At 56.7% G+C, this 21,893-nt stretch carries 18 protein-coding genes and 1 pseudogene; 12 read left to right on the top strand and 7 right to left on the bottom strand.

From position 1 onward, the window contains the following. The 12 genes and pseudogenes from ITX55_RS23410 to ITX55_RS23465 form a co-directional block, all read left to right on the top strand. Positions 1–95 (top strand): annotated as a pseudogene (locus ITX55_RS23410) (elongation factor Tu); the annotation flags it as partial. A 259-nt stretch (positions 96–354) separates the two neighbouring features. Then, positions 355–738, top strand: a complete 384-nt coding sequence (secE, locus tag ITX55_RS23415; protein WP_004929916.1) for a preprotein translocase subunit SecE — start codon at positions 355–357, stop codon at positions 736–738. 1 nt (position 739) lies between these two features. Beyond that, complete coding sequence (gene nusG, locus ITX55_RS23420; protein ID WP_004929914.1) at positions 740–1,285, top strand: transcription termination/antitermination protein NusG; 546 nt, start codon at positions 740–742, stop codon at positions 1,283–1,285. A gap of 164 nt (positions 1,286–1,449) precedes the next feature. Then, positions 1,450–1,878 carry a 50S ribosomal protein L11 gene (gene rplK, locus ITX55_RS23425; RefSeq protein WP_015376316.1) on the top strand — a complete coding sequence of 143 codons (429 nt, stop codon included), beginning with the start codon at positions 1,450–1,452 and terminating at the stop codon, positions 1,876–1,878. Positions 1,879–1,881: 3 nt separating this feature from the next. Continuing rightward, positions 1,882–2,586: a 50S ribosomal protein L1 gene (gene rplA, locus ITX55_RS23430; protein ID WP_004929908.1), complete on the top strand. Its 705-nt coding sequence runs from the start codon at positions 1,882–1,884 to the stop codon at positions 2,584–2,586. 338 nt (positions 2,587–2,924) lie between these two features. After that, complete coding sequence (gene rplJ, locus ITX55_RS23435; protein WP_004929905.1) at positions 2,925–3,422, top strand: 50S ribosomal protein L10; 498 nt, start codon at positions 2,925–2,927, stop codon at positions 3,420–3,422. 63 nt (positions 3,423–3,485) lie between these two features. Next, positions 3,486–3,851 carry a 50S ribosomal protein L7/L12 gene (gene rplL, locus ITX55_RS23440; RefSeq protein WP_004929903.1) on the top strand — a complete coding sequence of 122 codons (366 nt, stop codon included), beginning with the start codon at positions 3,486–3,488 and terminating at the stop codon, positions 3,849–3,851. A 332-nt stretch (positions 3,852–4,183) separates the two neighbouring features. Beyond that, complete coding sequence (rpoB, locus tag ITX55_RS23445) at positions 4,184–8,212, top strand: DNA-directed RNA polymerase subunit beta (protein WP_004929900.1); 4,029 nt, start codon at positions 4,184–4,186, stop codon at positions 8,210–8,212. A 118-nt stretch (positions 8,213–8,330) separates the two neighbouring features. Then, on the top strand, positions 8,331–12,554 hold the full coding sequence (rpoC, locus tag ITX55_RS23450; RefSeq protein WP_033644357.1) for a DNA-directed RNA polymerase subunit beta': 4,224 nt from the start codon (positions 8,331–8,333) through the stop codon (positions 12,552–12,554). A 168-nt stretch (positions 12,555–12,722) separates the two neighbouring features. Continuing rightward, positions 12,723–13,169 carry an N-acetyltransferase gene (locus ITX55_RS23455; protein ID WP_033652702.1) on the top strand — a complete coding sequence of 149 codons (447 nt, stop codon included), beginning with the start codon at positions 12,723–12,725 and terminating at the stop codon, positions 13,167–13,169. Beyond that, on the top strand, positions 13,169–13,633 hold the full coding sequence (locus ITX55_RS23460) for an oxidoreductase (RefSeq protein WP_046897425.1): 465 nt from the start codon (positions 13,169–13,171) through the stop codon (positions 13,631–13,633). Before ITX55_RS23455 ends, ITX55_RS23460 begins: the two co-directional genes overlap by 1 nt. Position 13,634: 1 nt before the next feature. Continuing rightward, the gene (locus ITX55_RS23465; RefSeq protein WP_033644360.1) at positions 13,635–14,909 is read left to right on the top strand and encodes a sensor histidine kinase KdpD; all 1,275 of its coding nucleotides are present in this window, start codon (positions 13,635–13,637) and stop codon (positions 14,907–14,909) included. On the opposite strand, the gene ITX55_RS23470 is transcribed toward ITX55_RS23465, so the two are convergent. From ITX55_RS23470 to thiC, 7 genes are all read right to left on the bottom strand, one after another. After that, a complete protein-coding gene (locus tag ITX55_RS23470) occupies positions 14,895–15,674 on the bottom strand; it encodes a helix-turn-helix domain-containing protein (RefSeq protein ID WP_046688068.1) in 780 nt (259 codons plus the stop codon). The two genes, ITX55_RS23465 and ITX55_RS23470, sit on opposite strands and share 15 nt — an antisense overlap. A 732-nt stretch (positions 15,675–16,406) precedes the next feature. Further along, positions 16,407–17,540: a 2-iminoacetate synthase ThiH gene (gene thiH, locus ITX55_RS23475; RefSeq protein ID WP_046897427.1), complete on the bottom strand. Its 1,134-nt coding sequence runs from the start codon at positions 17,538–17,540 to the stop codon at positions 16,407–16,409. Next, positions 17,540–18,319 carry a thiazole synthase gene (locus tag ITX55_RS23480; RefSeq protein WP_072626853.1) on the bottom strand — a complete coding sequence of 260 codons (780 nt, stop codon included), beginning with the start codon at positions 18,317–18,319 and terminating at the stop codon, positions 17,540–17,542. The genes thiH and ITX55_RS23480 overlap by 1 nt, the downstream gene beginning before the upstream one ends. A gap of 1 nt (position 18,320) precedes the next feature. Then, positions 18,321–18,521, bottom strand: a complete 201-nt coding sequence (gene thiS, locus ITX55_RS23485; RefSeq protein ID WP_016929423.1) for a sulfur carrier protein ThiS — start codon at positions 18,519–18,521, stop codon at positions 18,321–18,323. After that, positions 18,518–19,267 (bottom strand): HesA/MoeB/ThiF family protein, encoded by a 750-nt coding sequence (locus ITX55_RS23490; RefSeq protein WP_197756243.1) that lies wholly within the window; start codon positions 19,265–19,267, stop codon positions 18,518–18,520. Before ITX55_RS23490 ends, thiS begins: the two co-directional genes overlap by 4 nt. Further along, positions 19,260–19,910, bottom strand: coding sequence for a thiamine phosphate synthase (gene thiE, locus ITX55_RS23495; RefSeq protein WP_033652708.1), 651 nt, complete (start codon positions 19,908–19,910; stop codon positions 19,260–19,262). The genes ITX55_RS23490 and thiE overlap by 8 nt, the downstream gene beginning before the upstream one ends. Next, positions 19,903–21,846, bottom strand: a complete 1,944-nt coding sequence (gene thiC / locus ITX55_RS23500) for a phosphomethylpyrimidine synthase ThiC (protein WP_046688072.1) — start codon at positions 21,844–21,846, stop codon at positions 19,903–19,905. Before thiC ends, thiE begins: the two co-directional genes overlap by 8 nt. Positions 21,847–21,893 lie beyond the last annotated feature (47 nt).

The raw sequence follows: 21,893 nt of genomic DNA on the forward strand, positions 1-21,893 counted from the left end.
TTCACCCAATCGCGATGGACGACGGTCTGCGTTTCGCAATCCGTGAAGGCGGCCGTACTGTAGGCGCTGGTGTTGTTGCTAAAGTTATCGCTTAATCGCTGATAAAGTTTGACGCGACACGCGGTAAAAGGGCATCATTTGATGCCCTTTTTCTACGCTGTGAACTAGAACCTATCTCATCAGCGATTTTGCAGTCATAATCATTGGTGAGATGGGCTCTTAAACCGTATTGACTGAATACGTCATGGCGTAAAACACCGGGATATCGCTAGTGCGGTATCCGATCGGTTTGGTTTGCCTCGCAATGCGAGGCAAAGTTGTTTGTTCTGAATCATCATTGTGACAGGTTGGTTTATGAGTGCGAATACCGAGGCTCAAGGGAGCGGACGCGGCCTGGAAGCGGCAAAGTGGCTGATCGTCGCCGTTCTGTTGGTTGTGGCTATTGTCGGTAACTATTACTACCGTGATTTAAGCCTGCCATTGCGCGCGCTGGCAGTTGTGCTGATCATCGCCGTTGCAGGTGCAGTGGCTCTGATGACCACCAAAGGCAAAGCTACCGTTGCGTTTGCCCGCGAAGCGCGTACCGAAGTACGTAAAGTGATTTGGCCAACTCGTCAGGAAACGCTACACACCACGTTGATCGTTGCCGCGGTAACCGCCGTGATGTCACTGATTCTGTGGGGGCTGGATGGTATTCTGGTCCGTCTGGTGTCGTTTATTACTGGCCTGAGGTTCTAAAATGTCTGAAGCTCCAAAAAAACGTTGGTACGTCGTTCAGGCGTTTTCCGGTTTTGAAGGTCGCGTAGCGCAATCGCTGCGTGAACACATCAAACTGCACGATATGGAAGAGCTGTTCGGCGAAGTGATGGTGCCTACGGAAGAAGTGGTTGAAATCCGTGGTGGCCAGCGTCGCAAGAGCGAGCGTAAATTCTTCCCTGGCTACGTGCTGGTGCAGATGGTGATGAATGACGCCAGCTGGCACCTGGTGCGCAGCGTACCGCGTGTCATGGGGTTCATCGGCGGTACGTCTGACCGTCCTGCGCCGATCAGCGATAAAGAAGTTGATGCGATCATGAACCGCCTGCAGCAGGTCGGTGACAAACCGCGTCCGAAAACGCTGTTCGAGCCGGGCGAGCTGGTGCGCGTCAACGACGGCCCGTTTGCCGATTTCAACGGCGTGGTCGAAGAAGTCGATTACGAGAAGAGCCGCCTGAAAGTTTCCGTTTCCATCTTCGGCCGTGCAACGCCGGTGGAACTGGACTTCAGCCAGGTTGAAAAAGGCTGATCGAATAATCAGCAATAAGCGGTCCGTTGTCGCTTGTCAAAGGCGCGAAATTGAACTACAATTTCGCGCCTTTTGTTTTAGATGCCTTGCCTGATGTTTGTCTGGCGAGGTTAAACACGGGGAGCCTCTCACGAGGCGATACTACCCAAACCGAGGAAATTTAAATGGCTAAGAAAGTACAAGCCTACGTTAAGCTGCAAGTTGCAGCTGGTATGGCTAACCCGAGCCCACCAGTGGGTCCAGCTCTGGGTCAGCAGGGCGTTAACATCATGGAATTCTGTAAGGCATTCAACGCTAAAACTGACAGCGTTGAGAAAGGTCTGCCGATTCCGGTTGTTATCACCGTTTATTCTGATCGCTCCTTCACTTTCGTTACCAAAACCCCGCCAGCAGCAGTTCTGCTGAAAAAAGCGGCTGGTATCAAGTCTGGTTCCGGTAAGCCGAACAAAGACAAAGTAGGTAAAGTGACCCGTGCTCAGGTACGTGAAATCGCAGAAACCAAAGCTGCGGACATGACTGGTTCTGACGTTGAAGCGATGACTCGCTCCATCGAAGGTACCGCTCGTTCCATGGGCCTGGTAGTGGAGGATTAAGAGATGGCTAAGCTGACCAAGCGCATGCGCGTGATCCGTGACAAAGTTGATGCTACTAAACAGTATGACATCACTGAAGCTGTTGCTCTGCTGAAAGAGCTGGCCACCGCTAAATTCGTAGAAAGCGTTGACGTTGCCGTTAACCTCGGCATCGACGCTCGTAAATCTGACCAAAACGTTCGTGGCGCTACCGTTCTGCCACACGGCACCGGTCGTTCCGTTCGCGTTGCCGTATTTACCCAAGGCGCTAACGCTGAAGCAGCGAAAGCTGCCGGCGCAGAGCTGGTAGGTATGGACGATCTGGCTGAGCAGATCAAGAAAGGCGAAATGAACTTCGACGTTGTTATTGCTTCCCCGGATGCAATGCGCGTTGTAGGTCAACTGGGCCAGATCCTGGGTCCACGCGGCCTGATGCCAAACCCGAAAGTGGGTACCGTTACTCCGAACGTTGCTGAAGCAGTGAAAAACGCTAAAGCAGGTCAGGTTCGCTACCGTAACGACAAAAACGGCATCATCCATACCACTATCGGTAAGGTTGATTTCGACGCAGACAAACTGAAAGAAAACCTGGAAGCCCTGCTGGTTGCGCTGAAAAAAGCAAAACCTTCTCAGGCGAAAGGCATGTACATCAAGAAAGTTAGCCTCTCCACCACCATGGGTGCTGGCGTTGCTATCGATCAAAGCGGTCTGTCTGCCGCAGCGAACTAATCGCACTTGCGATTATCGCTTTGACTTGGGGCCGAGATTTGTCTAGAATCTTATGCCCCAAGGTTTTGCTATTGGCTATGCCGTAGGCAAAACAAAGATTTTTCGGTTGGAGCCTGGCCTATCCAGGCCTCCGTCCAAGACCGCAGGTGTATCGCAAGATACTTAATCCTTCCTGCGTAGACGGTGACAGAGCCTAAGAAAATTTTTCTTTTTTATAAAAGAATGTCTTTGCTGGATTCTGCTCACCGTGTTAAGCCGCTCGGCGTGGCGTTTTACAAAGCGCCGAGTGAAGTGAGTTCCGGGGGATTTTCCCCGGCTAATCCAGGAGCAAAAAGCTAATGGCATTAAATCTTCAAGACAAACAAGCGATTGTTGCTGAAGTCAGCGAAGTAGCCAAAGGCGCGCTGTCTGCGGTTGTTGCGGATTCCCGCGGCGTTACCGTAGATAAAATGACTGAACTGCGTAAAGCAGGTCGTGAAGCTGGCGTTTACATGCGTGTTGTTCGCAACACCCTGATGCGTCGCGTAGTTGAAGGCACTCCATTCGAATGCCTGAAAGACACGTTTGTCGGTCCAACCTTGATTGCATTCTCTCACGAACACCCGGGCGCTGCTGCTCGTCTGTTCAAAGAGTTCGCGAAAGCGAATGCAAAATTCGAGGTTAAAGCTGCGGCCTTTGAAGGTGAGCTGATCCCAGCGGCGCAAATCGACCGCCTGGCGACGCTGCCAACTTACGAAGAAGCGATCGCACGCCTGATGGCAACCATGAAAGAAGCCGCTGCCGGCAAACTGGTTCGCACTCTGGCTGCAGTACGCGATCAGAAAGAAGCGGCGTAAGCCACTCTTTCTTAGCCTTTGCTAACGTATTTAAACTATTTCTGAATTTTAGGAACAATTGTTATGTCTATCACTAAAGACCAAATCCTGGAAGCAGTTGCCGCTATGTCCGTAATGGACGTTGTTGAACTGGTTTCCGCTATGGAAGAAAAATTCGGCGTTTCTGCTGCTGCTGCTGTAGCTGTAGCTGCTGGCCCAGCTGAAGCTGCTGAAGAGAAAACTGAATTCGACGTTATCCTGAAAGCTGCAGGCGCTAACAAAGTTGCTGTTATCAAAGCAGTACGTGGCGCTACCGGCCTGGGTCTGAAAGAAGCTAAAGACCTGGTTGAATCTGCTCCAGCCGCTCTGAAAGAAGGCGTGAGCAAAGATGACGCAGAAGCTCTGAAAAAATCTCTGGAAGAAGCTGGCGCAGAAGTTGAAGTTAAATAAGCCAACCCTTCCGGTTGCAGCCTAGTCTTTTAGGCTGATGGCTGGTGACTTTTTAGTCACCAGCCTTTTTGCGCTGTAGGGCGCCAGTAGCGTTTCACACTGTTTGGCTGCTGGTTTCGCCTCCCAATGTTTGTTTCTATCGACGACTTAATATACCGCGGTCTTTGCACTACCAGGAGTTCTGGGGGAAGGCGCGATGAAATGGTTTAAGCGTGATAGCAAGAGATATTGCGGAAAGTGTTCCCGCTTTCCGGTCGACAAAACGGTGTTGCATGAACTGTCCCTAATCGGACGGACAGATTGGGTCACTGATCAGCGAGCTGAGGAACCCTATGGTTTACTCCTATACCGAGAAAAAACGTATTCGTAAGGATTTTGGTAAACGTCCACAAGTGCTGGACATACCATATCTCCTTTCTATCCAGCTTGACTCGTTCCAGAAGTTTATCGAGCAAGATCCAGAAGGGCAGTACGGCCTTGAAGCCGCATTCCGTTCTGTTTTCCCTATCCAGAGCTACAGTGGCAATTCGGAGCTGCAATACGTTAGCTACCGTCTTGGTGAGCCGGTCTTCGACGTCAAAGAGTGCCAGATCCGTGGTGTGACGTTCTCTGCACCGCTGCGCGTAAAACTGCGCCTGGTTATCTATGAGCGCGAAGCGCCTGAAGGTACGGTCAAAGACATCAAGGAACAAGAAGTCTACATGGGCGAAATTCCGCTCATGACCGAAAACGGCACCTTTGTGATCAACGGTACTGAGAGGGTTATCGTATCTCAGTTGCACCGTAGTCCTGGCGTATTCTTCGACAGCGATAAGGGTAAAACCCACTCCTCGGGTAAAGTGCTGTACAACGCACGCATCATCCCTTACCGCGGTTCATGGTTGGACTTCGAGTTCGATCCGAAAGACAACCTGTTCGTGCGTATTGACCGTCGCCGCAAACTGCCTGCGACCATCATTCTGCGCGCGCTGAACTACACCACTGAACAGATCCTCGACCTGTTCTTTGACAAGATCGTCTTCGAAATCCGCGACAACAAGCTGCAGATGGAGCTGGTGCCAGAGCGCCTGCGTGGTGAGACCGCTTCGTTCGATATCGAAGCCAACGGCAAGATCTACGTAGAGAAAGGCCGTCGCATCACCGCTCGTCATATCCGTCAGCTGGAAAAAGACGACATTCAGAGCATTGAAGTACCGGTAGAGTACATCGCGGGCAAAGTGGTCGCGAAAGACTATATCGATACCAATACCGGCGAACTGATCTGCGCAGCCAACATGGAGCTGTCGCTGGATCTGCTGGCCAAGCTGAGCCAGTCCGGCCACAAGCGCATCGAAACGCTGTTCACCAACGATCTGGACCACGGCGCGTACATCTCTGAAACGCTGCGTGTCGATCCGACCAACGATCGTCTGAGCTCGCTGGTAGAAATCTACCGCATGATGCGCCCTGGTGAGCCGCCAACGCGCGAAGCTGCCGAAAGCCTGTTCGAGAACCTGTTCTTCTCCGAAGACCGCTACGATCTGTCCGCGGTTGGCCGTATGAAGTTCAACCGTTCTCTGCTGCGCGACGAGATCGAAGGTTCGGGCATCCTGAGCAAAGACGACATCATCGAAGTGATGAAGAAGCTCATCGATATCCGTAACGGCAAGGGCGAAGTGGACGATATCGACCACTTGGGCAACCGTCGTATCCGCTCCGTCGGCGAAATGGCCGAGAACCAGTTCCGCGTAGGTCTGGTGCGTGTTGAGCGTGCGGTGAAAGAGCGTCTGTCTCTGGGCGATCTGGATACCCTGATGCCTCAGGACATGATCAACGCCAAACCGATTTCGGCGGCGGTGAAAGAGTTCTTCGGCTCCAGCCAGCTGTCCCAGTTCATGGACCAGAACAACCCGCTGTCCGAGATCACGCACAAGCGTCGTATCTCCGCACTGGGCCCGGGCGGTCTGACCCGTGAGCGCGCCGGCTTTGAAGTTCGAGACGTACACCCGACCCACTACGGCCGCGTGTGCCCAATCGAAACGCCGGAAGGTCCAAACATCGGTCTGATCAACTCCCTGTCCGTGTACGCACAGACTAACGAGTATGGCTTCCTGGAAACCCCGTACCGCCGCGTGCGTGATGGCGTGGTGACCGATGAAATCAACTACCTGTCTGCTATTGAAGAAGGCAACTTCGTTATCGCCCAGGCGAACTCCAACCTGGATGAAGAAGGCCGCTTCGTAGAAGACCTGGTCACCTGCCGCAGCAAAGGCGAATCAAGCCTGTTCAGCCGCGACCAGGTTGACTACATGGACGTATCCACCCAACAGGTTGTTTCCGTTGGTGCTTCACTGATTCCATTCCTGGAACACGATGACGCCAACCGTGCATTGATGGGTGCGAACATGCAACGTCAGGCCGTACCAACCCTGCGCGCCGATAAGCCGCTGGTCGGTACCGGTATGGAACGCGCTGTAGCGGTTGACTCCGGCGTAACCGCCGTTGCCAAACGCGGCGGTGTGATCCAGTACGTGGATGCTTCCCGTATCGTTATCAAAGTTAACGAAGACGAGATGTACCCGGGCGAAGCAGGTATCGATATTTACAACCTGACCAAGTACACCCGTTCTAACCAGAACACCTGCATCAACCAGATGCCGTGTGTGAATCTGGGTGAGCCAATCGAGCGCGGCGACGTGCTGGCGGATGGCCCATCGACAGACCTGGGCGAACTGGCGCTGGGCCAGAACATGCGCGTAGCGTTCATGCCTTGGAACGGCTACAACTTCGAAGACTCCATCTTGGTCTCCGAGCGCGTGGTGCAGGAAGATCGCTTCACCACCATCCACATCCAGGAACTGGCGTGCGTGTCTCGCGACACCAAGCTGGGGCCTGAAGAGATCACCGCCGACATCCCTAACGTGGGTGAAGCGGCGCTCTCCAAGCTGGATGAGTCCGGTATCGTGTATATCGGTGCTGAAGTGACCGGCGGCGACATCCTGGTCGGTAAGGTAACGCCTAAAGGCGAAACCCAGCTGACGCCGGAAGAGAAACTGCTGCGTGCGATCTTCGGTGAGAAAGCGTCTGATGTTAAAGACTCTTCTCTGCGTGTGCCGAACGGCGTTTCCGGTACGGTTATCGACGTGCAGGTCTTCACCCGCGATGGCGTGGAAAAAGACAAGCGCGCGTTGGAAATCGAAGAGATGCAGCTGAAGCAGGCGAAGAAAGACCTGACTGAAGAACTGCAGATCCTGGAAGCCGGCCTGTTTGCGCGTATCCACGCGGTACTGGTTGCCGGTGGCATCGAAGCCGACAAGCTGAGCAAGCTGCCGCGCGATCGCTGGCTGGAACTGGGCCTGACCGACGAAGAGAAGCAAAACCAGCTGGAGCAGCTGGCTGAGCAGTACGACGAACTGAAATCCGACTTCGAGAAGAAGCTGGAAGCCAAGCGTCGTAAGATCACTCAGGGCGACGATCTGGCGCCGGGCGTACTGAAAATCGTCAAGGTTTATCTGGCCGTTAAACGTCAGATCCAACCGGGTGACAAGATGGCGGGTCGCCACGGTAACAAGGGTGTTATCTCCAAGATCAACCCGATCGAAGATATGCCTTACGATGAAAACGGCACGCCGGTAGACATCGTACTGAACCCGCTGGGCGTACCATCACGTATGAACATCGGTCAGATCCTGGAAACCCACCTGGGTATGGCTGCGAAAGGCATCGGTGAGAAGATCAACCAGATGCTGAAGCAGCAGCAGGAAGTGGCCAAGCTGCGTGAGTTCATCCAGAAGGCCTACGATCTGGGCGACGACGTTTGCCAGAAAGTTGACCTGAACACCTTCAGCGACGACGAAGTGCTGCGTCTGGCAGAGAACCTGAAAAAAGGTATGCCGATCGCAACGCCGGTGTTTGACGGTGCGAAAGAGACTGAAATCAAGAAGCTGCTGGAAATGGGCGGTATCCCGACCTCCGGTCAGATCACGCTGTTCGATGGCCGTACCGGTGAGCAATTCGAGCGCCAGGTTACTGTCGGCTATATGTACATGCTGAAACTGAACCACTTGGTTGACGATAAAATGCACGCCCGTTCAACCGGTTCTTACAGCTTGGTTACTCAGCAGCCTCTGGGTGGTAAAGCGCAGTTCGGTGGTCAACGCTTCGGTGAGATGGAAGTGTGGGCACTGGAAGCATACGGCGCGGCTTATACCCTGCAGGAAATGCTCACCGTTAAGTCGGATGACGTTAACGGCCGTACCAAGATGTACAAAAACATCGTGGATGGCGACCACCGGATGGAGCCAGGCATGCCGGAATCCTTCAACGTACTGTTGAAAGAAATCCGCTCGCTCGGCATCAACATCGAACTGGAAGACGAGTAATCGTCATTCCGGCTCAGGCTCCCCGCCTAAGGGAGCCTGAGGGTGGTTGTTCAGGTCACACGGGTACCTACTGCGGTTGTGGGTGCCCAACAGGTTTAACTCCGACAGGAGCCAATCCGTGAAAGACTTATTGAAGTTTCTGAAAGCGCAAACTAAGACCGAAGAGTTTGATGCGATCAAGATTGCTCTGGCCTCGCCAGACATGATCCGTTCGTGGTCGTTCGGTGAAGTTAAGAAGCCGGAAACCATTAACTACCGTACGTTCAAACCAGAGCGTGACGGCCTTTTCTGCGCCCGTATCTTCGGGCCGGTAAAAGATTACGAGTGCCTGTGCGGTAAGTACAAGCGCTTGAAACACCGCGGCGTGATCTGTGAGAAGTGCGGCGTTGAAGTGACCCAGACCAAAGTGCGTCGTGAGCGCATGGGCCACATCGAGCTGGCTTCCCCGACTGCGCACATCTGGTTCCTGAAATCGCTGCCATCCCGCATCGGTTTGCTGCTGGATATGCCGCTGCGTGACATCGAACGCGTACTGTACTTCGAATCCTATGTGGTGGTCGAAGGCGGTATGACCAACCTCGAGCGTCGTCAGATCCTGACCGAAGAGCAGTATCTGGACGCGCTGGAAGAGTTCGGTGACGAATTCGACGCCAAGATGGGTGCGGAAGCCATTCAGGCCCTGTTGAAAAACATGGATCTGGAAGCCGAGTGCGAGCAGCTGCGTGAAGAGCTGAACGAAACCAACTCCGAAACCAAGCGCAAGAAGCTGACCAAGCGTATCAAGCTGCTGGAAGCGTTCGTACAGTCCGGTAACAAGCCGGAGTGGATGATCCTGACCGTGCTGCCGGTACTGCCGCCGGATCTGCGCCCGCTGGTTCCGCTGGATGGCGGTCGTTTCGCGACGTCGGATCTAAACGATCTGTATCGCCGCGTGATCAACCGTAACAACCGTCTGAAACGCCTGCTGGATCTGGCTGCGCCGGACATCATCGTGCGCAACGAAAAGCGTATGCTGCAAGAAGCGGTAGACGCCCTGCTGGATAACGGCCGTCGCGGTCGTGCGATCACCGGTTCCAACAAACGCCCTCTGAAATCTTTGGCCGACATGATCAAAGGTAAGCAGGGTCGTTTCCGTCAGAACCTGCTCGGTAAACGCGTTGACTACTCAGGCCGTTCCGTTATCACCGTAGGTCCATACCTGCGTCTGCATCAGTGCGGTCTGCCTAAGAAGATGGCGTTGGAGCTGTTCAAACCGTTCATCTACGGCAAATTGGAGCTGCGTGGCCTGGCCACCACCATCAAAGCCGCCAAGAAAATGGTTGAGCGTGAAGAAGCCGTCGTTTGGGATATCCTGGACGAAGTGATTCGCGAACACCCGGTACTGCTGAACCGTGCACCAACCCTGCACCGTTTGGGTATCCAGGCGTTTGAACCGGTTCTGATCGAAGGTAAAGCGATCCAGTTGCACCCGCTGGTTTGTGCGGCATATAACGCCGACTTCGATGGTGACCAGATGGCCGTTCACGTACCGCTGACGCTGGAAGCCCAGCTGGAAGCGCGTGCGCTGATGATGTCCACCAACAACATCCTGTCCCCAGCGAACGGCGAGCCAATCATCGTTCCTTCTCAGGACGTTGTACTGGGTCTGTACTACATGACCCGCGACTGTGTTAACGCCAAAGGCGAAGGCATGGTGCTGAACGGTTCCAAAGAAGCTGAGCGTGTTTACCGCGCCGGCCTGGCGTCGCTGCATGCGCGCGTTAAAGTGCGTATCACCGAAGACGTCAAGAACGCCGAAGGCGAGTGGACCTCTCAGACCAGCATCATCGACACCACCATCGGCCGCGCCATCCTGTGGATGATCGTACCGAAAGGTCTGCCGTACGCGATCGTTAACCAGCCTTTGGGCAAGAAAGCGATCTCCAAGATGCTGAACACCTGTTACCGCATCCTGGGCCTGAAGCCGACCGTTATCTTTGCTGACCAGATCATGTACACCGGCTTTGCTTACGCAGCCCGTTCCGGCGCTTCCGTAGGTATCGACGACATGGTTATCCCGGCCAAGAAGGCGGAGATCATCGAAGAAGCGGAAACCGAAGTTGCCGAGATCCAGGAGCAGTTCCAGTCTGGTCTGGTGACCGCCGGCGAACGCTACAACAAAGTGATCGATATCTGGGCTGCCGCGAACGAACGCGTTGCGAAAGCGATGATGGAAAACCTGTCGGTAGAAGACGTGGTTAACCGTGACGGCGAAGTGGAACAGCAAGTTTCCTTCAACAGCATCTTTATGATGGCCGACTCCGGTGCGCGTGGTTCCGCCGCTCAGATTCGTCAGCTGGCCGGTATGCGTGGTCTGATGGCGAAGCCGGACGGCTCCATCATCGAAACGCCAATCACCGCGAACTTCCGTGAAGGTCTGAACGTACTCCAGTACTTCATCTCCACTCACGGTGCTCGTAAAGGTCTGGCGGATACCGCACTGAAAACCGCGAACTCCGGTTATCTGACCCGTCGTCTGGTTGACGTGGCGCAGGACCTGGTGGTGACCGAAGACGACTGTGGCACCCACGACGGCATCCTGATGACTCCGGTTATCGAAGGTGGCGACGTGAAAGAGCCGCTGCGTGAACGCGTTCTGGGCCGTGTGACGGCAGAAGACGTCCTCAAGCCGGGTACGGCGGACATTCTGGTGCCGCGCAACACCCTGCTGAACGAGAAGGCGTGTGACCTGTTGGAAGAGAACTCTGTCGACAGCGTTAAAGTCCGTTCCGTGGTGAGCTGTGAAACCGACTTCGGTGTGTGTGCAAACTGCTACGGTCGCGACCTGGCACGTGGCCACATCATCAACAAAGGTGAAGCCATCGGCGTTATCGCGGCACAGTCCATCGGTGAGCCGGGTACACAGCTGACGATGCGTACGTTCCACATCGGTGGTGCGGCATCTCGTGCGGCTGCTGAATCCAGCATTCAGGTGAAAAACAAGGGTAGCATCAAGCTGAGCAACGCGAAGTTCGTTATGAACGCCGCAGGCAAGCTGGTGATCACCTCGCGTAACACCGAACTGAAACTGATCGACGAATTCGGCCGTACCAAAGAAAGCTACAAGGTGCCTTACGGCGCCGTGATGGGCAAAGGCGACGGTGAAGAAGTTAACGGCGGCGAAACCGTTGCTAACTGGGATCCGCACACCATGCCGGTCATCAGTGAAGTCAGCGGCTTCATTCGCTTCGCCGACATGGTCGACGGCCAGACGATTACTCGTCAGACCGACGAACTGACCGGTTTGTCTTCTCTGGTTGTCCTGGACAGCGCAGAGCGTACCGGTAGCGGTAAAGACCTGCGTCCGGCACTGAAAATCGTTGACGCTAAGGGCGAAGACGTATTGATCCCAGGTACTGATATGCCTGCTCAATACTTCCTGCCGGGCAAAGCGATCGTTCAGCTGGAAGACGGCATTCAGATCGGTGCGGGTGATACCCTGGCGCGTATTCCTCAGGAATCCGGCGGTACCAAGGATATTACCGGTGGTCTGCCGCGCGTTGCCGACCTGTTCGAAGCGCGTCGTCCGAAAGAGCCGGCAATCCTGGCTGAAATCAGCGGGATTATCTCGTTCGGTAAAGAGACCAAAGGCAAACGTCGCCTGGTGATCTCTCCGCTGGACGGCAGCGACGCTTACGAAGAGATGATTCCGAAATGGCGTCAGCTCAACGTGTTCGAAGGCGAAGTGGTGGAACGTGGCGACGTCGTCTCCGACGGCCCAGAGTCTCCGCACGACATTCTGCGTCTGCGTGGCGTGCATGCGGTTACCCGCTACATCACCAACGAAGTGCAGGAAGTTTACCGTCTGCAAGGCGTTAAGATTAACGATAAGCACATCGAAGTTATCGTTCGTCAGATGCTGCGTAAAGGCACTATCGTTAGCGCTGGTGGCTCCGAGTTCCTGGAAGGCGAGCAGGCTGAAGTGTCTCGCGTCAAGATTGCCAACCGTCAGCTGGAAGCTGAAGGTAAGATCCCGGCAACCTTCTCGCGCGATCTGCTGGGTATCACCAAGGCTTCCTTGGCGACCGAGTCCTTCATCTCCGCCGCATCGTTCCAGGAAACGACGCGCGTTCTGACCGAAGCTGCCGTAGCCGGCAAGCGTGACGAACTGCGTGGCCTGAAAGAGAACGTCATCGTGGGCCGTCTGATCCCAGCCGGTACCGGTTACGCTTATCATCAGGATCGCATGCGTCGTCGTGCTCAGGGCGAAGCGCCGGTTGTTCCGCAAGTCAGCGCGGAAGAAGCGACCGCGAACCTGGCCGAACTGCTCAACGCAGGTCTGGGCGGCAGCGACGACGAGTAATCGTCATCCGCGCCGTGGGCCCGCTACGCCGGGCCCATCGCCAGATAAACCGCTCCCTCGGGGGCGGTTTTTTTTCGCCTCGCGCCGGGTTATGACAAACTTTGCTACTATGGTTACAGCAGAAATTGACCGGCGCTTTTTACCTGACAACCAAGGACAGCACAAAACATGGACAGCCTCATTACCTTCGAAAAACTGACGGCGAAACACCTGCCTTACCTGTATGAGATCCGCTTTTCCGTCGAAGAGAACCTGCTGCATCCGCATCAGATCCAGTATCTGCAGCGCAAGCAGGCGCTGGAAGACATCAACCAGGGCGGTGGCTGGATCTGCAAGTATGGCGAGGACTATGCCGGCGTTGGATTCGGGTTGTTCATCCCCGAACCGTTGATCGGCGGACTGTTCGTGAAGCCGGAATACCAATCAATGGGAATGGGTTCTGCCTTGCTGGCGCGCGTCACTGCCTGGATGTTTGAGCACGGCGCCGAAGCCATTCACTTAACCACCGATCCCGGCTCTAAAGCCGAAGGTTTTTATCAACATCACGGTTGGGATGTGATCGGGCGGGATGAGTTCGGTCAGGCGGAGCTGGTGAAACGCAAAGAGGGTGAATAATGAAAATCAAAGGATTGATGACGTTACTGCTGCTTTCGCTGTTCAGCGCACCGCTGTACGCGGCCGTTGACTCTTTTTACCTGAAGCCGGCGGACGGCGAGAAGATCAAGGTCACCCGACAGATGCTGGAGGCGATGCCGTCGCACACGATTAAAACCTCGACCAATTTTACCCCGGAAGAGGCGTTCACCGGCGTTGAGTTTTCGGAGCTGGTGAAAGCGTACCATCTGCAAGGGAAGTCGGTGCGTGCCTTCGCGTGGGACGACTATTCCTATTCGATGCCGATTGACGAGATGATTAAATATCGCGTAATTGTCGCCTATCTGCGCGGCGGTAAGCCGATCGACGTGGGGGAGCTGGGGCCGTTCGCTATTATCTATCCGCGCGATCAATACCCCGAGCTGAATAACCTGGACGTGAACGCGAAAACCGTCTGGCAAGTCAAACGGCTGGAGATTAAATGAGATGAGCAAGAAACTGATCGGTACTCTTATCGCGTTGGTTGCCATCTTCTCCTTATTAATTTTGCTGATTGCCATTAACTTCGGTGGCGTAAAAGAGCGCTATAAGCAGATCGAACCCAATCTGGATAACTACTCGGTGGCCGAGATCCTGTTTCTGGCGTTTGAAAGAACCAAAACTGCGCTGCTGCTCAGTGAAAACGACGACTACGACGCTTTCCTGATCAAAAAGAAAATATTTTACTCGAAGATCCAAATCCTGGAGAGCCGCTCCACCTTCAGCGACTCTTTCTATTACGACGACGAATTTATCAAGAACGTCGCTCTGCTGAAGCAACAGTACCGAACGCTGGGCGATCTTTCCGTCGGTTTGCTGGCAGGGCGGAAAAGCAAGGCAGATATCCTCGCTTATATGGATGACATCGAGGGTACGTTGGTCGATATTCAGGAGATTATTTATCGGATACAAATTAAAAACTTCACCGAGGTTAAAGGCATCATCCAGGATAATTCGAGAAAAGCCGAGATGTTCGCCGTCTTATCGCTGATTTTGGTGTTCCTGATGATGTTCCTGGTGGTGAGAAATGCCTTCTCGTTAAAAGAGATCATCAAGAACAAGAACATCTTTATCTCATCCATCTACCATGAAATCGCCGGTTCGACGCAGGCCATCGTCATCGCCGCGGATATCATGGAGCACGAGCTGGCGCAGGAAGAGCTCAAAAAGGAGGCCCGCCTGATCTCCTACCACGGCAACAAGATCGCCGAACAAACGCGCGAGGTGATGGATTATTCGCGGTTTGAAATGGGGGAGGTTAACGTCAATATTTCCACCTTTCGGCTGCATGAGGTGGTGGACGATGCCATGACCAGTATCAGCGCTGGGCGCGGTAATCGTATCGTGGTGCGTCGTTCATCCTATGTTGGTTTGATTTGCTCCGACAAATACAAGCTCTACCGAATATTGGCCAATCTGCTCAGCAACGCGGACAAATTTACCCACCACGGCGCGATCATCCTCAACGTGAAGGTGTGCCATGGCAATCTGTATTTATGGGTAAAAGACAACGGCATCGGATTTAACGTTAATAATCTGGAACGGTTGTACAAGGCGTTCAATCAGGGAGTAGAAAGGGAAACGCGGCAGGGACTGGGGCTGGGGCTGACCATTATCAAGAATTATGTGACGACGCTGAAAGGCGCCATCAGAGTCAAATCCACCGAAGGCGTTGGTTCATCGTTTTTCATCCGCATTCCGGTCAAACTAATTAAAGAATAAATTCGACAGCAGCAGTGAGGAGATAATCAGCGGTTTGGTCGGTTTTTCCACCAGGTGCACGTCATAGTGCAGGATCATATCGCCGATATTCTTCTCATAGTGATTCAGCTGGCCGGTCAGAATGATGATGCGCGCGTGCGGATCGAGGGTGTCCTTTATTTTCTTCACGACGCGTTCTGAGGTTTCGCCGAAGTCCAACAGCCAGTCCAGAATAAACGCCTCAAAGGACTGTTGCTCAAGTGCGGCCAGCATGGCATCCGCCGTTTGAAAGGTCTCGGTCTCAATGCCGTAGCGGCAGGCGATTTTCTTCAACAGCTCGAGGATATCGCTGTCGTTGTCCAGGATCGCGATGCGCGGCGCCGGCAGAAAGTCTATCTTGTTGACTCTGTACAGCGGTACGTCGGCCTGCGTATCCCGGCTGGTATTGATGATGAAAAGGTCATCTTTTTTGTAGGCGTAGGTTTCGTCGTCGTCCAGCTGTGTCACCGGGTGTTCGTCGACTTCAACCTTACAGCGTTTGTGAATGCTGTTCATGATAAAAACGCCGTTATGCGTTCTTTGGCCGGCGAATGGCTCGTTGAAGTACTGAAACACCTTTCTGACTTCGTCGAGGGTGATGCCCCTTTTACCATCCAGCTTCTGCTTGGCGCTGTTGTACTGAAGGTTCAGTATGTTGGCCATCGTGGAGGCATGTTTTCTGTCGCCAACCCCTTTAAGAGTGAGCAACGCGCTGATTGCATCGATGTAATTTGGCGTTTTCTTCATGACAACCTTGGCTTTTTTGATGTTGACCGCGAGCGTGGCAAATCTGCGCGAGGACCCGTGCTGGATTATAGATGATGCCCCGGAGGTTGCGGTGATATCAGTTTGATTTTCCTTGGCAAACTCAGAATACACTCGATATCAAATAAAAAAACACTCAAAAGACATTCACATTTAATCGTTTGTATGGTTAATTAGCGCACATACTGTGTGATTCGCGTCCTGGGGGGGTTGCCAGTCTCACAAAATAAACCGCCTGCTCTTGTCTGTAAGCAGGGAGCAGGCGGCAAAAAAACGCGACGGCCAACACCAGGGCCATTGGCAGTATCGGGGATTACCCCTCGAGTCACTTTTCGTCTCCGCATCGACTTTTTCCTCGTTCTGCCGTTCTCTGCCGCAACGGGCTCCATTGAAAAACACTCTGCGTGAGTGCTGAACACCGCTATTCCCTCATCATGCCCGTCACCTGAGCCGATAAAACCGCCTGTTCGTGCGTGCCCTCAGGCGCAGGTTCCAGGATGGCCGTTGGTGAGGAACCGGAGTCGCGCAAGAGCGTCTGTGCGCGATCCGGGGTTGGATAAGGCGGGGCCATCGAGAGGGTAACGGCCCCGGCCGACACCGGGTTTGGCGGTCGGCAACGTCACTATAATCGGCGCGTTTGCCGGCGCCAGCGCCACCGTTCGGCATTGCGCGGCCGCTCCAGCGTTTTCTTCGCACGGCGGCAAACGTTGCCGCTTATTGCGCGCTGCGTCCCAGATAATCGTCCCAGTCTTTCCACACTGGCTGCAGCCCGGCGTTGCTGATGGCCTCGGCGACCTGCTGCGGCGTGCGGCCGTCGTGCGGCTCAAACTGTTCCAGCTCAGGCGGTACGTCGTCGGCATAGCCGCCGGGTTGCGTCTTGGATCCGGCGCTGACGCTATTGATCGCCACCGGGATCATATGATCGCGGAAGTACGGCGACTCCCGGGTAGACAGCGACAGCTCAACGTCCGGCGCGAACAGCCGGAAGGCGCAGATCAGCTGCACCAGCTGAGGCTCACTCATGATAGACGCGGGCTCAATGCCGCCGGCGCAGGGGCGCAGGCGTGGGAACGAGATCGAGTAGCGGCTCTGCCAATAGGTTTGCTGCAGGTAGAACAGGTGTTCCGCCAGCAGATAGCAGTCGGTTCGCCAACTGTGGGACAGGCCGATTAACGCGCCGAGGCCGATCTTGTCGATCCCGGCGCGCCCCAGGCGATCCGGCGTGGCCAGGCGCCAATGGAAATCCTGCTTCTGGCCGCGCAGGTGGTGCTGCAGATAGGTGGCCGGATGGTAGGTTTCCTGATACACCAGCACGCCGTCCAGGCCCAGCGTTTTCAGTTCGGCGTATTCCTCCTGCGCCAGCGGCTGCACTTCCATCATCAGCGAGCTGAAGTGGCGGCGGATCGCCGGAATGTGCTGGCGGAAATAGTCCATGCCGACCTTGGTCTGATGTTCGCCGGTGACCAGCAACAGATGTTCGAACCCCAGCGCCTTGATGGCTTCGCACTCGCGTGCAATCTCCGCCGCATCCAGCGTTTTGCGCTTGATGCGGTTGCTCATCGAAAAGCCGCAGTAGGTGCAGTCGTTGGCGCACAGGTTGGACAGGTACAGCGGCACATAGAAGCTGACGACGTTGCCGAACCGCTGACGGGTCAGCAACTGCGCGCGTTGCGCCAACGGTTCCAGATACGGCGCGGCCGCGGGGGAGATCAGCGCCATAAAGTCGTCGCGCGTCAGCTTGTCGGCGTTCAATGCGCGTTCCACGTCGCGCGCCGTTTTGCCGTTGATGCGCAGCGTAATGTCGTCCCAGTCCAGCTGTTGCCAGCGGCTACTGAAATCGTCGGCCATCACTGCGCCTCCTCTGGCTGGCTGAGGAAAGCGGTCAGCGGGCTGGACGCGACCGCGCCGCGCTGGCTGGAGCCTAATCCTGCGCTGCATGCCAGCTCGCCGGCCTCCAGCGCCAGGCGAAATGCCCGCGCCATCTGCACCGGATCGCGCGCCACGGCGATGGCGGTATTCACCAGCACCGCGTCGGCGCCCAGCTCCATCGCTTCCAGCGCGTGGCTTGGCGCGCCGATGCCGGCGTCTACCACCACCGGCACCTTGGCTTGCTCGATGATGATTTCGAGGAAGTCACGGGTGCGCAGACCGCGGTTGGAGCCGATAGGGGCGCCGAGCGGCATCACCGCTGCGCATCCCACTTCTTCCAGCCGTTTGCACAGCACCGGATCGGCGCCGCAGTAGGGCAGCACCACAAAACCGTCTTTCACCAGCGTTTCCGCCGCCTTCAGCGTTTCTATCGGATCCGGCAGCAGGTATTTCACATCGGGATGGATCTCCAGCTTCACCCAGTGAGTGCCGAGCGCTTCGCGCGCCAGTCGGGCGGCGAACACCGCTTCGGCGGCCGTTTTGGCGCCAGAGGTATTGGGCAACAGCCTGACGCCCAACTGTTGCAGCGGCGCCAAAATGGCGTCGTTGCCGCCGCGCAGATCGACGCGCTTCATGGCCATGGTCACCAGCTGTGAGCCGGAGGCCGCCAGCGCCTCCAACATCAGCGCCGGGGTGGCGAACTTGCCGGTGCCGGTGAACAGGCGCGAGGTAAAAGTGGTATCGGCGATTTTCAGCATGTCAGCCTCCGGCGATCGCTTGAAACAGCAAAATGTCGTCACCGTCCTGCACCTGATGGTCGGCCCAGTCGGCGCGCGGGATGATGGTTTGGTTGATCGCCAGCGCGGTGCCCGGCTGGTGGCGTTCCAGCTGGGTCAGCAGGGCGGCGACGCTGAGCGGCTGTGCCAGCTCCAGCGGTTGGTCGTTCAGACGGATCTTCATGCGGCGCCTCCGCAGACCGGGCAGGCGCGGGCCCGGCTCAGCTGCAGCGTGCTCCAGCTCTGCTGCTTGCCGTCGAACAGCCGCAGCTTGCCGCTGAGGGAGGAAGGCAGGCCGGCCAGCATCTTGATGGCCTCCAGCGCTTGCAGAGTGCCGATCACGCCCACCACCGGGCCGAGCACCCCGGCGGTGCGGCAGTTGCGCTGCGGTTCTTCCTGCTCCGGGTACAGGCAGGCGTAGCAGCCGTGCGCATAGGGCGGCTCGAGCACCAGCAGCTGGCCGCTGAAACCCACTGCGCTGCCGCTGATCAGCGGCTTGGCGGCGGCGATGCAGGCGGCGTTGACCTCATGGCGGGTCGCCATGTTGTCGCAGCAGTCCAGCACCAGATCGGCGCGGGCGACCGCGTCGCGCAGCGCTTGCCCTTGCAGCCGCTGCGCCAGCGGGATGGACTCCACCAACGGGTTCAACGCCTGCAGATGGCGTTGCGCCAGCGCCGCTTTGCCGGTGGCGGTATCGGCGCTGCGGTACAGGATTTGCCGCTGCAGGTTGGTGACGTGCAGCGTGTCGTCGTCGGCCAGCAGCAGCGTGCCGACCCCGGCGGCGGCCAGATACAGCGAAGCCGGGGACCCCAGCCCCCCCAGGCCGATGATCAGCACCGTGGCGCGCTTGAGTTTTTCCTGACCTTCCGGGCCGACATCCTCCAGCAGCAGCTGGCGGCTGTAGCGCAGGAACTCCCGATCGTTAAGCATCGTTCGGCTCCTTACCTTCGATCAGCCGCAGCAGTTCGGCCGTCGCCGCGCGCCAGTCCGGCGCCTGGGTGATGGCGCTGACCACCGCCACGCTGCCGACGCCGCACGCCAGCACCGCCGGTACGCGATCGATACTGATCCCGCCGATCGCCACCGTCGGGTAATCCGCCAAACCGGCGATGTGGCGTTTTAACTCCGCCAGCCCCTGCGGCGCCGAAGGCATGTCTTTGGTCTGGGTGGGGAAGATGTGCCCCAGCGCGATGTAGGAGGGTTTCACCGCCAGCGCGCGCGCCAGCTCGGCATCGTCATGGGTGGAAACGCCGAGCCGCAGCCCGGCGCGGTGAATGGCCGCCAGATCGGTGGTATCGAGATCTTCCTGGCCCAGATGCACGCCGTAGGCGCCGTGCTTGATCGCCAGCCGCCAGTAATCGTTGATGAACAGCCGCGCCTGATAACGCCGGCCCAGCGCGATGGCGGCGGCGATATCCTCTTCGACCTGCTCGTCCGGCAGATCCTTGATGCGCAGCTGGATAGTGGTAACGCCGGCCTCCAGCAGGCGAGCGATCCACGCCACGCTGTCGACGACCGGGTAAAGCCCCAGTTTGTGGGGCGTCGCCGGGAAGGGCGTCGTGATATCAGTCATTGCTCGTCTCCTCCTGCAGGTTGCCGGCGCTGTGATACAGCTCGCTGCCGCGGGCGCGGAACTCGGCGGACATTTTCTCCATGCCGGTCAGCTGCACCTCGATCGGTTTGGCGGCCTCTTGGGCGGCGGCATAGTCGCGCACCTCTTGTGAAATCTTCATCGAGCAGAATTTCGGTCCGCACATCGAGCAGAAGTGAGCGATCTTGCCGGACTCCTGCGGCAGGGTTTCGTCGTGATAGGCGCGCGCGGTGGCCGGATCGAGCGCCAGATTGAACTGATCTTCCCAGCGGAATTCGAAACGCGCCTTGGACATGGCGTTATCGCGAATTTGCGCGCCCGGATGGCCTTTGGCCAGATCGGCTGCGTGGGCGGCGATCTTGTAGGTGATCAGGCCCTGTTTGACGTCCTCTTTATTCGGCAGGCCGAGGTGCTCTTTCGGCGTGACGTAACACAGCATGGCGCAGCCGAACCAGCCAATCATCGCCGCGCCGATGCCGGAGGTGAAATGGTCATAGCCCGGGGCGATATCGGTGGTCAGCGGGCCAAGGGTGTAGAACGGCGCTTCGTGGCAATGTTCCAGCTCTTCGGTCATGTTGCGGCGGATCATCTGCATCGGCACGTGGCCCGGGCCTTCAATCATCACCTGTACGTCGTATTCCCAGGCGATTTTGGTCAGCTCGCCCAGCGTATGCAGCTCGGCGAACTGGGCCTCGTCGTTAGCGTCCTGAATCGAACCGGGGCGCAGGCCGTCGCCGAGCGACAGCGAAACGTCGTAGGCGGCGCAGATCTCGCAGATTTCACGGAAGTGCTGATAGAGGAAGTTTTCCTGATGGTGCGACAGACACCATTTGGCCATGATCGAGCCGCCGCGCGACACGATGCCGGTCAGGCGTTTGGCGGTCATCGGCACGTAGCGCAGCAGCACGCCGGCGTGGATGGTGAAGTAATCGACCCCTTGTTCAGCCTGTTCCAGCAGCGTATCGCGGAACATCTCCCAGGTGAGGTTTTCCGCCACGCCGTTGACCTTCTCCAGCGCCTGGTAGATAGGCACGGTGCCGATGGGCACCGGGCTGTTGCGCAGGATCCACTCGCGGGTTTCGTGAATGTAGCGGCCGGTGGAGAGATCCATCACGGTGTCTGCGCCCCAGCGGGTGGCCCACACCAGCTTCTCCACCTCTTCTTCGATCGACGAGGTGACCGCCGAGTTGCCGATATTGGCGTTCACCTTCACCAGGAAATTGCGGCCGATGATCATCGGCTCCGCCTCCGGGTGATTGATGTTGGCGGGAATGATGGCGCGGCCGGCGGCCACTTCCTGGCGCACGAACTCCGGCGTGATGTTGTCCGGCAGGTTGGCGCCCCAGCCCTGGCCCGGATGCTGGTGGCGCAGCACCTCGCCGCGAATGCGTTCGCGCCCCATGTTTTCACGGATGGCGATGAACTCCATCTCCGGGGTGACGATGCCGGCGCGGGCATAGTGCAGTTGGGTCACGCACTTGCCCGGCAACGCCTTGCGCGGCAGCGGCAGATGTTCGAAGCGCAGGTGATCCAGCCCCTCGTCCGCCAGACGCTGTTGGGTGAAGCCGGAACTGGCGCCGCTCAGGGTCGCGGTATCGCCGCGCGCGTCGATCCAGCCGGCGCGCAGCTTGGCCAGGCCGGCGTGCACATCGAGCTCGGCCTGCGGATCGCCGTATGGGCCTGCGGTGTCATATACCGGGATCGCCTCGTTCTGTTCATACTGCGGGCTATCTTTGCTGCCGCCGACCAGGGTCGGGCTGAGCTGAATTTCGCGCATCGGCACCTGGATATCGCGGCGCGAGCCCTGCAGGTAGATGCGGCGTGAGTTTGGGAAAGCCATGCCTTGCAGCGTGTCGATAAACTGCTGGGCGGCTTCGCGTTGCGCTTTACGGGCGCGCGGTGGATTAACGTTAGACATAGCAAGTTCCTACCAGTGTGTTGGGTTGGGAAAGTTGCTTGTCTGGA

This window comes from Serratia sp. EWG9, from assembly GCF_019913725.1.
Lineage (GTDB): Bacteria > Pseudomonadota > Gammaproteobacteria > Enterobacterales > Enterobacteriaceae > Serratia > Serratia ureilytica.

What these genes read in the sequence shown, in the direction of transcription:
- secE (WP_004929916.1), top strand. Translation starts at nt 355, where the DNA reads ATGAGTGCGAATACCGAGGCTCAAGGGAGCGGACGCGGCCTGGAAGCG.
- nusG (WP_004929914.1), top strand. Translation starts at nt 740, where the DNA reads ATGTCTGAAGCTCCAAAAAAACGTTGGTACGTCGTTCAGGCGTTTTCC.
- rplK (WP_015376316.1), top strand. Translation starts at nt 1,450, where the DNA reads ATGGCTAAGAAAGTACAAGCCTACGTTAAGCTGCAAGTTGCAGCTGGT.
- rplA (WP_004929908.1), top strand. Translation starts at nt 1,882, where the DNA reads ATGGCTAAGCTGACCAAGCGCATGCGCGTGATCCGTGACAAAGTTGAT.
- rplJ (WP_004929905.1), top strand. Translation starts at nt 2,925, where the DNA reads ATGGCATTAAATCTTCAAGACAAACAAGCGATTGTTGCTGAAGTCAGC.
- rplL (WP_004929903.1), top strand. Translation starts at nt 3,486, where the DNA reads ATGTCTATCACTAAAGACCAAATCCTGGAAGCAGTTGCCGCTATGTCC.
- rpoB (WP_004929900.1), top strand. Translation starts at nt 4,184, where the DNA reads ATGGTTTACTCCTATACCGAGAAAAAACGTATTCGTAAGGATTTTGGT.
- ITX55_RS23455 (WP_033652702.1), top strand. Translation starts at nt 12,723, where the DNA reads ATGGACAGCCTCATTACCTTCGAAAAACTGACGGCGAAACACCTGCCT.
- ITX55_RS23460 (WP_046897425.1), top strand. Translation starts at nt 13,169, where the DNA reads ATGAAAATCAAAGGATTGATGACGTTACTGCTGCTTTCGCTGTTCAGC.
- ITX55_RS23465 (WP_033644360.1), top strand. Translation starts at nt 13,635, where the DNA reads ATGAGCAAGAAACTGATCGGTACTCTTATCGCGTTGGTTGCCATCTTC.
- ITX55_RS23470 (WP_046688068.1), bottom strand. Translation starts at nt 15,674, where the DNA reads ATGAAGAAAACGCCAAATTACATCGATGCAATCAGCGCGTTGCTCACT.
- thiH (WP_046897427.1), bottom strand. Translation starts at nt 17,540, where the DNA reads ATGGCCGACGATTTCAGTAGCCGCTGGCAACAGCTGGACTGGGACGAC.
- ITX55_RS23480 (WP_072626853.1), bottom strand. Translation starts at nt 18,319, where the DNA reads ATGCTGAAAATCGCCGATACCACTTTTACCTCGCGCCTGTTCACCGGC.
- thiS (WP_016929423.1), bottom strand. Translation starts at nt 18,521, where the DNA reads ATGAAGATCCGTCTGAACGACCAACCGCTGGAGCTGGCACAGCCGCTC.
- ITX55_RS23490 (WP_197756243.1), bottom strand. Translation starts at nt 19,267, where the DNA reads ATGCTTAACGATCGGGAGTTCCTGCGCTACAGCCGCCAGCTGCTGCTG.
- thiE (WP_033652708.1), bottom strand. Translation starts at nt 19,910, where the DNA reads ATGACTGATATCACGACGCCCTTCCCGGCGACGCCCCACAAACTGGGG.
- thiC (WP_046688072.1), bottom strand. Translation starts at nt 21,846, where the DNA reads ATGTCTAACGTTAATCCACCGCGCGCCCGTAAAGCGCAACGCGAAGCC.